The 13998-nt window shown below is 69.3% G+C and carries 12 protein-coding genes and 1 pseudogene; 1 reads left to right on the top strand and 12 read right to left on the bottom strand.

What is annotated here, in order from left to right; translation table 11 throughout:
- Positions 1 to 14: 14 nt before the first annotated feature.
- A complete protein-coding gene (atzF, locus tag ACFWP7_RS11965) occupies positions 15 to 1676 on the top strand; it encodes an allophanate hydrolase (protein WP_384379971.1) in 1662 nt (553 codons plus the stop codon).
- A 205-nt stretch (positions 1677 to 1881) separates the two neighbouring features.
- Here atzF and ACFWP7_RS11960 read toward each other — a convergent pair whose 3' ends face one another.
- From ACFWP7_RS11960 to ACFWP7_RS11905, 12 genes and pseudogenes are all read right to left on the bottom strand, one after another.
- Complete coding sequence (locus ACFWP7_RS11960) at positions 1882 to 4746, bottom strand: DEAD/DEAH box helicase (RefSeq protein WP_384379968.1); 2865 nt, start codon at positions 4744 to 4746, stop codon at positions 1882 to 1884.
- A 41-nt stretch (positions 4747 to 4787) separates the two neighbouring features.
- Positions 4788 to 5270 (bottom strand): annotated as a pseudogene (locus ACFWP7_RS11955) (diacylglycerol kinase family protein).
- A 31-nt stretch (positions 5271 to 5301) separates the two neighbouring features.
- Complete coding sequence (gene tatC / locus ACFWP7_RS11950) at positions 5302 to 6252, bottom strand: twin-arginine translocase subunit TatC (protein WP_384379965.1); 951 nt, start codon at positions 6250 to 6252, stop codon at positions 5302 to 5304.
- Positions 6253 to 6299: 47 nt separating this feature from the next.
- A complete protein-coding gene (gene tatA, locus ACFWP7_RS11945; RefSeq protein ID WP_266467080.1) occupies positions 6300 to 6593 on the bottom strand; it encodes a Sec-independent protein translocase subunit TatA in 294 nt (97 codons plus the stop codon).
- 239 nt (positions 6594 to 6832) lie between these two features.
- Positions 6833 to 7027, bottom strand: a complete 195-nt coding sequence (locus tag ACFWP7_RS11940; protein WP_384379961.1) for a hypothetical protein — start codon at positions 7025 to 7027, stop codon at positions 6833 to 6835.
- A 104-nt stretch (positions 7028 to 7131) separates the two neighbouring features.
- Complete coding sequence (locus ACFWP7_RS11935; protein ID WP_384380239.1) at positions 7132 to 7362, bottom strand: hypothetical protein; 231 nt, start codon at positions 7360 to 7362, stop codon at positions 7132 to 7134.
- A 107-nt stretch (positions 7363 to 7469) separates the two neighbouring features.
- Positions 7470 to 8498 (bottom strand): helix-turn-helix transcriptional regulator, encoded by a 1029-nt coding sequence (locus ACFWP7_RS11930; RefSeq protein WP_384379958.1) that lies wholly within the window; start codon positions 8496 to 8498, stop codon positions 7470 to 7472.
- A gap of 16 nt (positions 8499 to 8514) precedes the next feature.
- Complete coding sequence (locus tag ACFWP7_RS11925; protein WP_384379956.1) at positions 8515 to 9468, bottom strand: helix-turn-helix transcriptional regulator; 954 nt, start codon at positions 9466 to 9468, stop codon at positions 8515 to 8517.
- A gap of 204 nt (positions 9469 to 9672) precedes the next feature.
- The gene (locus ACFWP7_RS11920) at positions 9673 to 10044 is read right to left on the bottom strand and encodes an FKBP-type peptidyl-prolyl cis-trans isomerase (protein ID WP_384379953.1); all 372 of its coding nucleotides are present in this window, start codon (positions 10042 to 10044) and stop codon (positions 9673 to 9675) included.
- 69 nt (positions 10045 to 10113) lie between these two features.
- Positions 10114 to 11112, bottom strand: a complete 999-nt coding sequence (locus ACFWP7_RS11915) for an FKBP-type peptidyl-prolyl cis-trans isomerase (protein WP_384379950.1) — start codon at positions 11110 to 11112, stop codon at positions 10114 to 10116.
- 230 nt (positions 11113 to 11342) lie between these two features.
- Complete coding sequence (gene pafA / locus ACFWP7_RS11910) at positions 11343 to 12704, bottom strand: Pup--protein ligase (RefSeq protein WP_384379947.1); 1362 nt, start codon at positions 12702 to 12704, stop codon at positions 11343 to 11345.
- Between the two features lie 9 nt (positions 12705 to 12713).
- The gene (locus tag ACFWP7_RS11905) at positions 12714 to 13973 is read right to left on the bottom strand and encodes an MFS transporter (protein ID WP_384379944.1); all 1260 of its coding nucleotides are present in this window, start codon (positions 13971 to 13973) and stop codon (positions 12714 to 12716) included.
- Positions 13974 to 13998: the final 25 nt, after the last annotated feature.

Genomic DNA, 13998 nt, shown 5'->3' with positions numbered 1-13998 from the left:
AAGGAGCACCACCGATGTCGTCTCCCACCCTCACCCGAGTCCACAGGGCCTACGCCCGCATCGAGGCAACCGACCGCCCCGAGGTCTGGATCGACCTGCGCCCCCGGGCAGAGGTCGAGATGGAGGCGCGCGCCATCGACGAGCGAGTCGCCACAGGCGAACGCCTCCCCCTCGCAGGCAAGCTCTTCGCAGCGAAGGGCAACATCGACGTGGCGGGCCTCCGCACCACCGCCGGCTGCCCGGCATACGCGTACACCCCGGAGGGCGACGCCCCGGTGGTCGCCCGCCTCCGCGCGGCCGGCGCGATCGCCCTCGGCACCACGAACCTCGACCAGTTCGCCACCGGCCTGGTCGGTACCCGCTCCCCGCACGGCGCCGTACGGAACGCCGTCGACCCGGCCCGGATCAGCGGCGGCTCCAGCTCGGGATCAGCCGTCGCCGTAGCCCTGGGAATCGTCGACTTCGCCCTCGGAACGGACACGGCGGGTTCGGGCCGCGTCCCCGCCGCCTTCAACGGCATCGTCGGCCTCAAGCCCACCCGCGGCCTGGTCCCCACGACCGGCGTCGTCCCCGCCTGCGCCTCCCTCGACTGCGTGACCGTCTTCGCCCGTACCCTCCCGGAGGCCGAGCAGGCCCTCGCGCACATGACCTCGCCGCCGGACCGCGACCTGCCCGCACTCCCCCAGCGGACGCCCGGCCCATGGCGTATCGCCGTCGCCACCCCGGCACAACTCGGCGAGCTGGACGAGGGCTGGGCGACGGCGTACGAGAGGGCGGCCAACCAACTCGGCTCGGCGGGAGCCGAGTTGCACACCATCGACCTCAGCCCCTTCACCGAGGCGGCCGCGATGCTGTACGAGGGCGCGTTCGTGGCCGAGCGCTACACCGCCGTAGGGAGCTTTGTCGACAAGTTGATCAGCGAGGGTGGCGAGGGTCTCGATCCGACTGTCGCCGGGATCATCACCCGCGCCCGGGACATTCCGGCCCACCAGCTGTACGCCGACCAGGATCGTCTGGCGGCCCTACGCACCCGCGCCCTCGCCCAACTCGCCGAGGCAGACGCCCTGTTGCTGCCGACGGCCCCGGGCCACCCCACCCTCGCCGAGGTCGCCGCCGACCCGCTGGGCGCCAACGCCCGCCTCGGCCGCTTCACCAACTCCACGAACCTCTTCGACCTCGCGGCGGTCGCCGTACCCGCCGGCACCGTGGACGGACTGCCCTTCGGCGTGATGCTGATCGGCCCGGCGTTCACCGACGAACGCCTCGCCCGAATCGCCCGCCTTCTCCAGCCGCAGCTCCGGATCGCGGTGGTGGGCGCACACCTGTCGGGCCAGCCCCTCAACGGCCAACTCCTCACCCTGGGAGCCGAGTTGGAACGAACGACAACCACGGCACCCGCCTACCGCCTGCACGCACTGTCCACCACACCGCCCAAGCCCGGCCTGGTCCACATCGGTGAAGGCGGCGCCGCCATCGAGGCCGAGGTGTGGCGTCTCCCCGCCGAGGGCCTCGGCCGCCTGCTCGCCGAACTGCCCCGCCCGATGACCCTCGGCCGCGTCGAACTGGCCGACGGCGGTCACGTCCCCGGCTTCCTGTGCGAACCATCGGCGCTCGATGGAGCCGAGGACATCACCAGGTACGGAGGCTGGCGCTCTTACCTCCGGGCCGACACCTGAAATTCTCACCCCTCCGGCGCTTGAGGAGCGGGGGCCAAGGGGGCGCAGCCCCTGGCAGGGATCCAAGGGGCGCAGCCCCTGACGGGGGTCCAGGGGGCAGCGCCCCAGAGGAACGGGAAGGGCAGGGGCGGAGGGGGCGAAAAACTCCCCCACTCCCCCTCCCCGACCCACCCGCTCCGCCAGATCCCATCCGCCCCCGCCAAGGTCACCCCACCGACGAGTACGCCACCACCCCCCGCAGCAGTCCATCCACCGCCTTACGCGCGTTCTTCGCGACCGTAGAGCCGGCCGCCGCCCCGGAAACAGGCGCAGCGGCCGAGATCTGCCCCAGCACATCGATCACCTGCTTGCACCACCGCACAAAGTCCCCCGCAGGCATCTCCGCCTCCCGCAGCACCTCATCGAGCCCCTTGCCGGAGGCCCACTCATAAGCGGCCCACGCGAACCCCAGATCCGGCTCGCGCTGCCCGACACCCTCGGTCTGGGTGATCCCGAAGTCCTCCTCCAGGGCATCGAGGCGCCCCCAGATCCGCACCATCTCACCGAGCGCGGCCTTCGCCTTGCCGGACGGCACCTTCGGCGCCATCGCATCATCGGCGACCCGGGACTCGTACACCAACGCCGAGATGCAGGCGGCGAGTTCGGGCGGACTGAGCCCCTCCCAGACGCCGGCCCGCAGACATTCACTGGCGAGCAGGTCGAGCTCGCCGTACAGCCGCGCGAGCCGCTTACCGTGCTCGGTGACGTCGTTGCCCCGCAGATAGTCGAGCTCGGTGAGGAGCGCGACGATCCGGTCGAAGGTGCGGGCGATGGTGTTCGTCCGGCCCTCGATACGCCGCTCCAGCTGTGAGGTGTCCCGCAGCAGCCGGTGGTAGCGCTCGGCCCAACGGGCGTGGTCCTCACGGTCGTTGCACCCGTGGCAAGGATGCGCCCGGATAGCCGTACGCAGCTGGGCGATCTCGCGGTCGTCGGCGGCCTCGGCCCGCTTCTTGCGGTGCCGGTCGGCGACGATGTGCCCGGCCTTGGTACGCAGCGCGGACGCCAGATCGCGGCGCGACTGCGGCGAACGCGCGTTGAAGCTCTTCGGGATCCGCATCCGCTCCAGCGCCTCGATCGGCACCGGAAAGTCCATCGAGGCCAGCCGCTTCACCTGGCGCTCGGCGGTGAGCACCAGCGGGCGCGGGCCGTCGTGCTGCTCGAAGCCCCGGTGGCCGTTGGACCGCCCGGCGGGCAGCCCGGGGTCCAACACCAGTGCGAGACCTGCGTACTTGCCGGTCGGGACGTGGATGACATCGCCGGGCTTGAGCTTCTCGAGCGCGACGGCCGCCTCCGCGCGGCGCTGTGCCGCGCCCTGTTTGGCCAGCTCGGTCTCACGGTCCTTGAGCTCGCGGCGCAGCCGCATGTACTCCTCGAAGTCCCCGAGGTGGCAGGTCATCGACTCCTTGTAGCCGTCGAGACCCTCCTCGTTGCGCTGCACCTGCCGGGAGATCCCGACGACCGACTTGTCGGCCTGGAACTGCGCGAAGGACGTCTCGAGCAGTTCGCGCGAGCGGTGCCGCCCGAACTGCTCGACCAGGTTGACGGCCATGTTGTACGACGGCTTGAAGCTGGAGCGCAGCGGGTACGTGCGGGTGCCCGCGAGTCCCGCCAGGTGATCGGGGCTGATGCCGCGCTGCCACAGCACCACCGCGTGGCCCTCGACATCGATGCCGCGGCGTCCCGCGCGGCCGGTCAGCTGGGTGTACTCACCGGGTGTGATGTCGGCATGCTGCTCGCCGTTCCACTTGACGAGCTTCTCCAACACCACTGAACGGGCAGGCATGTTGATGCCGAGCGCGAGGGTCTCGGTCGCGAACACCGCCTTCACCAGGCCGCGTACGAAGAGTTCCTCGACGACCTCCTTGAACGTCGGCAGCATGCCCGCATGGTGGGCCGCGATGCCGCGCTCCAGGCCCTCAAGGAACTCGTAGTAGCCCAGGACGTGCAGGTCCTCGGTGGGGATGGAGGCCGTGCGCTGCTCGACGAGTTCGCGCACCCTTACGCGCGCGTCGTCGTCGTTCAGCCGCAGGCCCGCGTACAGGCACTGCTGGACAGCGGCCTCGCAGGCCGCGCGGCTGAAGATGAACGTGATGGCGGGCAGCAGCCCTTCGGCGTCCAGCCGTTCGATGACCTCGGGCCTGCTCGGCGTCCACACCCGTGAGCGCTGTCTGCGCTCGCGCTCCCGGTCCGCGTCGCGCATCGCGCGGCCCCGTTTGCGGTCCTGGTACGACGGGCGGCTCGCTTCCATCCGCGCCAGCCGCGTGAGGTCGGGGTTGACCGCCTTCTTGTGGCCCTCCCCCTCCTCGAAGAGGTCGTACATCCGCCGTCCGGCCAGTACATGCTGGAACAGCGGCACGGGCCGGTGCTCGGAGACGATCACCTGGGTGTCACCGCGTACGGTGTCCAGCCAGTCGCCGAACTCCTCCGCGTTCGACACCGTCGCCGAGAGCGACACCAGGGTCACCGACTCGGGAAGGTGAATGATCACTTCTTCCCAGACGGCCCCACGGAACCGGTCGGAGAGGTAGTGCACCTCGTCCATCACGACGTAGCCGAGTCCGAGGAGGGTCTGCGAGCCCGCGTACAGCATGTTGCGCAGCACCTCGGTGGTCATCACGACCACGGGAGCCTCGGAGTTGACACTGTTGTCGCCGGTGAGCAGGCCGACCTTGTCCGCGCCGTAACGTCGGCAGAGGTCGGCGTACTTCTGGTTGGAAAGTGCCTTGATCGGCGTCGTGTAGAAGCACTTCTTGCCCTGCTGGAGGGCGAGATGGACGGCGAACTCGCCGACGATCGTCTTGCCGGAGCCGGTGGGCGCGGCCACAAGTACACCCTTGCCCGCTTCGAGCGCCCGGCAGGCCTCGATCTGGAAGGGGTCGAGGCCGAAGTCGTACATCTCGCGGAAGCCGGCGAGAGCGGTGGCCTGCTCGACAGCGCGCTTCCGTGCTGCCGCGTACCGCTCGGCCGGAGAGAGTTCCTCTGTCATCGTGCTTTTGAGACTACCGGCAGCCACTGACAACACAACGATCAATATCCGGATCCACACCCGCGAAACCCGGAGGTCCCCGCAGCTCAGGCAATCGCCACCCGCACCGCACCACGCACACACTCCGCCGTGAGCGGCAGCGGCCCCAGCGGCTCCCCGTCCGCATACCCCGTGACAGCGTCGGCGACCAGCCCGACCCTGGCCACCTGGTCCACGGCGACCCTGGGATGATCGAGATGCGTACCCCGGTAGGCCCTCGGGAGCAGCTTGAGCAGTGTCGTACGACTGCATGCGGCTGCCCGCGGTCGTTGACCCGTGAGTCGTAGCCGGAGGCGAGGACGGTGCCGAACCAGGTGCCGCCGGATCGCCTCCGGGCAGGCCCAGAGTCCGCGCGAAGTCGTTCCCGGTGCCCACGGCGACCAGGCCAAGCGGGGTGCGCGTCCCGGCGGAAGGACCGCACGGACGGAGAATCCCGCCGCCCGCAAAGCGGAAGCGGCCGGCTGCGCCGCGTGGACGCCCCGGCCGCGGCCCGCGGTGGGGTTGACGAAAAAGGTGATCTCGCTGGTCACGAGCCCGACCCCATGATCACTGCGCGCGTGGTCAGGTCACGTCGTCATAACCGTTGACGCGCTCCGAGCTCGCCTGCTCGGGCAGGGCCGCCCGGCCGGCCGACACCGCCTCGACCTCGCCGATGGCCTCGGGGGTGAGGTCCAGTTCGGAGGCCTCGTCGTCGGCCGGTCCCGAGGCCTCGCGCCGACGCCTGCGCCGGTCGTTCAGCAGCGAGAAGGCGACCGCGCCGAAGTACAGGACCCAGATCGGACCGGCGAGCGCCAGCATGGTCAGCGGGTCGGTGCTGGGCGTGGCCACGGCCGCGAAGACCGTGATGCCCATGATCATGCCGCGCCACCAGCCGAGCATCCGCTTGCCGGTGATCGCGCCGGTGAGGTTGAGGAAGACCAGCAGCAGGGGCAGTTCGAAGGAGAGCCCGAAGACGAGCACCATGCGCGTGACGAGGTCGAGCAGATCGTCCAGCGGCAGGAGGTTGGAGGTGCTCTCCGGCGTGAATTCGAGCAGCACCTTCGCCGTGGTGGGCAGCACGGTGTAGGCGAAGTAGGCGCCACCCAGGAAGAGCGGGGCACCCGTGCCGACGAACGCGTAGGCGTACTTCTTCTCGTGCCGGTGCAGACCGGGGGCGACAAAGCCCCACAGCTGGTAGAGCCAGACCGGCGAGGCGAGCACGACACCGGCCGTCAGCGACACCTTCAGTGCCAGCGTGAAGGGGGTGAGCAGACCGTTGATGGTGATCTGCGCACACGGCGCGGTGGACGACGACTTCGCCAACTGCTCGAAGCTCTGCTCGCAACCGACCGAGTCGAGGATCGGCTTGGTGATGAGATTGATGATGTCGTTGTAGAAGAAGGCGGCGACGACAGTGATAGCGATGATCGCCAGCATCGCCTTCGCAAGCCGGTTGCGGAGCTCACGAAGGTGTTCCGCAAGGGGCATCCGCCCCTCGGGATCCTTCTCCTTCTGGCGGGCAGGCTTCAGCAACCCACGTTCCCATCTCGTGCGGCGGGCCGGAGGTCACCGGCCCTGCGTCAGCGCTTGGTCGTCGAGTCCGTCGGCTCGGTGACCGGGCGGGAGCTGGTCACGTCGCCGGGTGCGGCCTGGATGGTGCGCTGAGCCGGGGGCTGCTCGTCGGTGGCCGGCGGGGCGGCCGGAGCGGCGGCCGTGTCCTGGCCCTCCGTCTTCATGGCCTTGGCCTCGCTCTTCAGGATGCGCGCCGACTTGCCCAGGGAGCGCGCCATGTCCGGAAGCTTCTTCGCGCCGAACAGCAGGATGATGACGACGAGGATGAGAATGATCTCGGGAGCTCCGAGCCTTCCGAACATAAGTCTTTACCTTCTCACCGAGGCGGCATGGATTGGGGGCTGTCCGATCGATCGGACTTCTGTCCGAGCGTCGCGCTGACAGCGATCGTAACGCTCAGGGGTAAACGCGGGGCAATCCCTGTGCGTACTCCCAGTTCGCGACCCGCGCCTCGTTTATCGGGGCCGCGACCAGCAGCGTACCTGCCGTTCCGGCAAAGGTGACAGGGCGAAAGCCACTCAAAGCGCGGCGAACCCGTGACTTACAGCGCGTCCACGGAGCGCGCCGTGGTCACGGCCGCGCGCTCCAGATCCTCGGCGGCCCTGTTGATGCGCTGTGCGGAATCGGAAACCTGTCTGCCCAGACGCTCGGCTTCGAGGAACACACGGACCGACAGCACACCGAGAACCGCGATTCCCAGAAAACCCACAGCGATCGCAAACATCGGCCAGAACATGACGACGACCCTAGACGACCCCGGCTGGCCCGGGGACCGCCCTCGGCCATCCCCCAGGACCCGTGCAGGCCCAGGACCCGTGCAGGCCCAGAACCCGTGCAGGCCTAGGAGCTGTGCAGGCGCAGTGTCCGCACCCCGCCCCCGGTGAGGAGTTCGACAATGCGCTCACCGGCCGGCTTGCGGACGGCAGCGCCGCACTCCGGGCAGGTGAAGGAGTAGAAGGTGGTGCGGCTCGACGCGCCGATGGCCAGCATCAGGGCGCTCGCCCTGAGCTCGAAAGCGGCCCGGCAGTCGGGACAGCCGGCCCTGAAGACCGTCTCGACCACCCTTCTCATCCCGGCGAAGGCCGTGACGGCGGACACTTCCGAACCGCCCGCAGAGGCACCGGCAGCCCGATCCGCCACGCCGGTCCTCTCGGGCACACCAGACATCGTCGACGTGCTCAAAGCCCTTGCTCCTGCCTGTCGTACGGCCCGTCCTGAGCTCCCTGAGGCCCGTCGTAGGCCACGAGTGCCTCGCGGGCCGCCTGCTGGGCGCTGACCGCGAGGTCCCGCGGTGAGACGATCCGGCCGTCGCGGCCCAGACGCAGCGCCAGTCTTCGCAGCGAGGTGGGATCGGGGGTCCGCAAGGTGATCCGCAGTCCGCCGTCCGGTAGCTCGTCCGCACTGTCGTGCGGGTAGTACTCGGCGACCCAGCGTCCGCCGGGGCCGACCTCCACGACCACCTCGGGGTCCTCGGCCGCCGGCTGCACCAGCCCTTCGGAGAGGTCCCGCATCTCGATCTCGGGCGGCGCGGACGGCTCGTCCAGGATGCGGATCTCGGCTACCCGGTCCAGCCGGAAGGTGCGGCGCGCCTCGGAGCGACGGCACCAGGCCTCCACATAGGTGTGGCCGACGCTGACCAGGCGGATCGGGTCGATCTCGCGCTCGGAGAGCTCGTCGCGCGAGGGCGAGTAGTAGCGGATCCACAGCCGGCGGCGCTCCGAGATGGCCCGGTCGACGTCCGCGAAGACCCCGCCCTCGGACTCGAAGGTGACCGAGAGCCGGGAGCTGGCCCCGGCCGCCTCGCCCGAGGCGGCCTCCACCTTGGCGGTGGCGCGCAGCAGCGCCTGCCGGTCGCCCTCGCGCAGGCCGGGCAGCGTGGACACCGCGCGGGCGGCCACCAGCAGCGCGGTCGCCTCGTCGGCGGCGATCCGCAGCGGCTCGGCCGCGTCCGCGCCGAGGGCACCGGGGTTGCGCCACCAGATCCGGTCGCCGTCGGTGTCGATGTCGAGCAGGTCGCCGCCGCGGAAGCTGGTCCCGCACAACGGCAGTACGTCGAGGTCGGAGATCAGCTCGTCCTCGGTGATCCCGAAGGCCCGGGCGACGTCGCTGACGCGCGCGCCGGGGCGCTCACGCAGATACGTCACCAGCGAGAGCATCCGCCGGGTCTGATCGATCGCGTTCGTGGGCCTGGCCGGTTTTCCTGCCACTTTCTTGATTTCTCCCTCAGCCCTTGGCCACGGCGCGCAGCCGGTCCACGACGTCCGCCCGCAGCTCGGCCGGTTCCAGGACCACCACGTCGGGCCCGAACTCGACCAGCCAGGCGTCCAGACCATGCCCGTACGGAATCTCCAACTCGTCCCACCCGCCCCCGAGTTCCCGTACGGAGACGGCCTTGGCCCGCAGCGGGTAGCCGGCGCCGGTGCGCAGCCGGATCAGCGCGGAGCGGTCGGCGATCTCGCCGGCCCAGCTCGCGACGGTCTCGCGCACCGTGACGACATCGGGCACGTCAGCGGTGTACCGGCCCGCCCGGGTGCGGACCTTGCCGGTGATCCGCGAGAGCCGGAAGACGCGCTCGGCTCCCCGGTCGCGGTCCCAGCCCGCCAGGTACCAGTGGCCGCGCCAGCATTCGAGGGCCCACGGTTCGACATGGCGGGGCTCGGGGCGCACCGCGGTGGCCTTGCGGTAGTCGAAGGCGACCGGGCGGTGGTCGCGACAGGCGAGCATCAGCGGCTCGAAGGCGGCCTCGTGCACGGGGATGTACGGTTCCAGGGCGCCATGTGGCTCGTACGGGTCGACGTCCTCGGGCAGGCCCGCGGCGCGCAGCTTCTGCAGAGCGCCGCTCGCGGCACCGGCGAGGCGGGCCTGTTGCCAGACCTTGGCGGCGAGGCCGAGGGCGGCGGCCTCCTCGGCGTCGAGCGTGATGGCCGGCAGCCGGTTGCTGTCCCGGCGTGCGAGATAGCCGACCTCGCCGTCGAGGTTCTCCACCGTCTCGATGACCAGGCCGAGTTCGCGCAGATCGTCCTTGTCTCGTTCGAACATCCTGTTGAAGGAGTCGTCCGAACTCGCCTCCAGATAGGCCTCGATGGACTCGCGAAGTTCGCGCTTGCTGAGCGGCCGCCGTGTCCCGAGCAGACACAGCGCCAGGTTCATCAGCCGCTCGGCCTTGGCAATGGCCATCGACGCCCTTCCTATGGTGCTTCCGACCGATGACCGTACCGCTCCGGAGTGTCGTGGCAAAAGCCGAGGGCCCATGCCCGGACAGGCATGGGCCCCAGATGATCAAGTCCGGTCAGACCTCGCCAGATGATGTACGACGATCAGACCGCGACTCTCTCGACCCGCGACTCTGTCGATCAGACGGCGACTCAGACAGACGGCGACTCAGACCGCGACGAGGTCGCAGACGAAGATCAGCGTCTCGCCGGGGCCGATTCGGCCACCGGCGCCGCGGTCGCCGTACGCGAGGTGCGCCGGGATGACCAGCTGGCGGCGGCCGCCGACCTTCATGCCCTGCACGCCCTTGTCCCAGCCACTGATGACCTGGCCGACGCCGAGCTGGAACTCGAGCGGGGTGCCGCGGTTCCAGGAGGCGTCGAACTCCTCGCCGGTGGAGAAGGCCACGCCCACGTAGTGGACCTTGACGAAGTCGCCGGCCTTGGCCACCGCCCCGTCGCCCTCCCAGAGGTCCTTGATCTCGAGGTCCGCCGGGGGCTCGCCGCCCGGGAAGTCGATCTCGGGCTTGTCGATGCTCACGTCTCTTGCTCCTGCTTGTTCGCGTAAAGGCCTTTAAGCAACTCCGACAGTCTCACATCCCCGCATGCGTTACATCTTCGCCAGGATGTCGACCGAGAACACCAGTGTGGAGTCCTTCTGGATGCCGCTGCCCTCCGGCGGGCTGTCGCCGTAGCCAAGGCTCGGCGGTACGACGATCAGGACGCGGCTGCCGACCTTCCTGCCGGTCAGACCCTGGGCCCAGCCCTTGACTACCTGCGTGAGCGAGAACGACGTCAGCGAGTCCCTGCTGTAAGTCGAGTCGAACTCCTTGCCGTCCGCCCAGAGCACGCCCTTGTACTGCACCAGGACGGTGCTGTCGGCCGCGACCTCCGCGCCGTCGCCCTCGATGACGTAGTTCGCCACGAGCTTCGTCGGGGCGTCCGACTTCGGTACGTCGATGGAGGGGGCCTTGCCGTCGGTGTTGGTGCCGACCTTCGGGAGGTCGATGTTGTCCTGCGCGACCGTCTTGCCCTGGGCGGAGCTCTTGGAGTTGAACGTGTTCTGCACGTCGACGACGAACACCAGGGTGTCGGTGCCCTTGATGCCCGCCTGCGTGTTCCCCTCGGTGCCGTAGCCCCAGGTCGGCGGCACCGACAGCTCGACGCGGCTGCCGACCTTCTTGCCCACCAGGCCGTAGCGCCAGCCGTCGATGATGCTGCCCTGTGCGAGCTGGATGAGCAGCGGGGTCTTGCGGTCGTAGGAGTTGTCGAAGACCTTCGCGGTCGCCCAGACCTGGCCGAGGTAGTGGGCCTCGATGTAGTCGTTCTCCGCGACCGTCTTGCCGCTGCCCGCGATGACCGTCTTGACGGCCAGGTCCTTCGACGGGTCGCCGCTGCCCTTGGCGACGGTCGGCTTCTCACCGAACTTCGCACCGGCCGTGATGGCCGGGAGCGGACCGTCGACGATCTTCGGCGGCGGGGGTGCCGAGGCGGAGGCCGAAGCCGACGGGCTGCTGCTGGACTCAGCCGTGTCCGACTTGTCGTCACCGCAACCGGCGAGTGTGACAAGTCCAGCGGGTACGGCTAGAAGAAGTGAGCGTCGGCGCACGGTGGGGGCCCTCGTTCGGTCGATCTTGGTTGATGGCGTGCGCGCTACCTTACTGACGTTTGGGCGCCGCCCGGGGTTCCGGCCCGCCCCGGATTCCGGTCGGGGCTCCGGGGGTTGTCACCCGGGGCAGCACTGTCAACATGAGAAGGGCGCCGTACGTAAAACGTACGACGCCCCACGTTGCGTTCCCGATCATGCCGGAACGCTTCGCTCATGCCGGAACGCTCCGCTCACATTCCCGCGATCAACTTCTCCACCCGGTCGTCGACGCTGCGGAACGGGTCCTTGCACAACACGGTGCGCTGCGCCTGGTCATTGAGCTTGAGATGCACCCAGTCGACCGTGAAGTCCCGGCGCTGCTCCTGAGCACGCCGGATGAAGTCGCCACGCAACCGCGCCCTAGTGGTCTGCGGGGGCACGGACTTGCCCTCGAAGATCTTCAAGTCGTTGCAGATACGGGCGGCTTGTCCCTTCCTCTCCAGGAGGTAGTAAAGACCTCGCCGACGGTGGATGTCGTGGTAGGCGAGGTCTATCTGCGCGACGCGCGGGTTGGACATGGTCATGTTGTGCTTCGCCCGGTACCGCTCGATGAGCTGGTACTTCATGACCCAGTCGATCTCGGTACCGATCCGGTCGAGGTCCCCGGACTCGATCGAGTCGAGCGTGCGGCCCCACAGTTCGAGGACCTGCTCGACCACTCCGGTGCGGATGCCGCGGCGCTCCACGAAGTCCACGGCCTTCTCGTAGTACTCGCGCTGCACGTCGAGGGCTGAGGCCTCCCGGCCGCTGGCCAGACGCACCTTGCGCCGGCCCGTGATGTCGTGGCTGACCTCGCGGATCGCCCGGATCGGGTTCTCCAGGGTCAGGTCGCGCATCACCGTGCCCGCCTCGATCATGCGCAGCACCAGGTCGGTGGCGCCGACCTTGAGGAGCATGGTCGTCTCGGACATGTTCGAGTCGCCGACGATGACGTGCAGCCTGCGGTAGCGCTCGGCGTCCGCGTGCGGTTCGTCGCGTGTGTTGATGATCGGCCGGGAGCGGGTCGTCGCGGAGCTGACACCCTCCCAGATGTGCTCGGCGCGCTGACTGACGCAGTACACGGCGCCCCGCGGGGTCTGTAGCACCTTGCCGGCACCGCAGAGGAGCTGCCTCGTCACGAGGAACGGAATGAGGATGTCTGCGAGCCGGGAGAACTCCCCGTGCCGGGCCACCAGATAGTTCTCATGGCACCCGTAGGAGTTTCCTGCCGAGTCGGTGTTGTTCTTGAACAGGTAGACGTCGCCCGCGATTCCTTCCTCGTGCAGGCGTCGTTCGGCGTCTACCAGGAGTCCTTCGAGAATGCGCTCGCCGGCCTTGTCGTGGGTGACCAGTTCGATCAGGTTGTCACATTCGGGTGTGGCGTATTCCGGATGTGATCCCACGTCGAGATACAGGCGGGCACCGTTCCGCAGAAAGACATTGCTGCTGCGGCCCCATGACACGACACGGCGGAAGAGGTACCGCGCCACCTCGTCGGGAGACAGGCGGCGCTGTCCCCTGAACGTACACGTGACGCCGTACTCGTTCTCCAGCCCGAAAATGCGGCGGTCCATGACTGAACATTACGCCCGATCCACTGACCGCAAACGGGGTTCGACGGCACGGTTTGGATCATTTTCCGATGAGACCGCAACCACCTCCGTGTTCCCGGTAGCTGCGAGGACCCGTCCCGTGGACAGCAGAACCACCAGCGCGGCGGCGCCGGCGGCCCCCGGTACGGCGTAGCCCCACACCGCCCCGCCCGACTCGACGACGGGGCCCGCCAGGCCCGTTCCGACGGACGCTCCCACAGTGAACGTGGTCACGAGCCAGGAGAACGCCTCGGTGACCGTGCCCTTGGGAGCATGCCGGTCGACGAGCACGAAAGCGCAGGCGATACAGGGCGCCAGGAACACCCCGGCGAGGGTGGTGAGGGCCGTCATGGCGACCGGACCCGGCACCAGCAGCAGTGGCACGTAACACACCGCCAGGAGAGCCACGAGGAGCCGCAGGCGCCGCTCCGGCGCACCGGTCCACTGACGTGCGCCGTACACGGTGCCACCGACGAGCGCACCGAAGCCGATCCCCGCCATCAGCCACCCGTACACCGCGTCCCCGCCATGTCCGTCCGCGTACGAGACGGAGGCGACCGTGATCGAGCCGAGCGCGATCCCGACGAACAGGAAGGCGCCGAGCAGGGCCACCAGCCCGGCCGAACGCAGCGCGCCGAGCCAGTGCGCCTCGCGCGGAGCCGACCGCCACGCGCGCGAGGGGGGCGACGCGACCACAGAAAGGGCACCCAGGACGCCTATGACGTTCAGGACGAGCAGCGCGGCCTGGGCGGACCAGAGCGCCACGCACAGCGTCACGAGCAACGGCCCGACGGTGAACATGATTTCCTGCGCCACGGCGTCCATCGCGTACGCGGTGTGCACCTGCTCCTCCTTGCGGAGGATCGAGGGCCACAGCGCCCGCAGACCGCCCTCCAGGGGCGGCGTGAAGAGCCCGGCGATCACCATGGCGACATACGCGAGCGGCAGCGGGTCCGTACCCGAGAACGCGAAGAGAGCCATCCCGAGGGCCGAGACGAGCGCGGCGGGCAACTGGACTCGCGGCTGCCCGTACAGGTCCACGAGCCGCCCGAGCAGCGGCTGCCCCACGGCGTTGGACACCCCGTACGCGGCGGCCAGCGCACCCGCCAGGCTGTACGTGCCGCCCTCCGCGCGGATGAAGAGCACGACGGCGATGGCGGCGGTCGCGTTCGGCAGCCGCCCTATGAGCGTCCCGGTGAGCAGCCGGGCCGCATGCCGCGCCCGGAGGATCTCCACATATCCCGCGGCCATGAGGCGCCCTTCTCGTAATCCCGTG

The organism is Streptomyces sp. NPDC058470, assembly GCF_042721055.1.
Lineage (GTDB): Bacteria > Actinomycetota > Actinomycetes > Streptomycetales > Streptomycetaceae > Streptomyces.
This window is presented reverse-complemented; position numbering and strand designations above follow the sequence as displayed.

Bases quoted from the DNA above. Each gene is read 5' to 3' on its own strand.
- ACFWP7_RS11925 (WP_384379956.1), bottom strand. From the start codon at position 9,468: ATGGCCATTGCCAAGGCCGAGCGGCTGATGAACCTGGCGCTGTGTCTG.
- pafA (WP_384379947.1), bottom strand. From the start codon at position 12,704: ATGGACCGCCGCATTTTCGGGCTGGAGAACGAGTACGGCGTCACGTGT.
- tatA (WP_266467080.1), bottom strand. From the start codon at position 6,593: ATGTTCGGAAGGCTCGGAGCTCCCGAGATCATTCTCATCCTCGTCGTC.
- atzF (WP_384379971.1), top strand. From the start codon at position 15: ATGTCGTCTCCCACCCTCACCCGAGTCCACAGGGCCTACGCCCGCATC.
- ACFWP7_RS11905 (WP_384379944.1), bottom strand. From the start codon at position 13,973: ATGGCCGCGGGATATGTGGAGATCCTCCGGGCGCGGCATGCGGCCCGG.
- ACFWP7_RS11935 (WP_384380239.1), bottom strand. From the start codon at position 7,362: ATGAGAAGGGTGGTCGAGACGGTCTTCAGGGCCGGCTGTCCCGACTGC.
- ACFWP7_RS11940 (WP_384379961.1), bottom strand. From the start codon at position 7,027: ATGTTCTGGCCGATGTTTGCGATCGCTGTGGGTTTTCTGGGAATCGCG.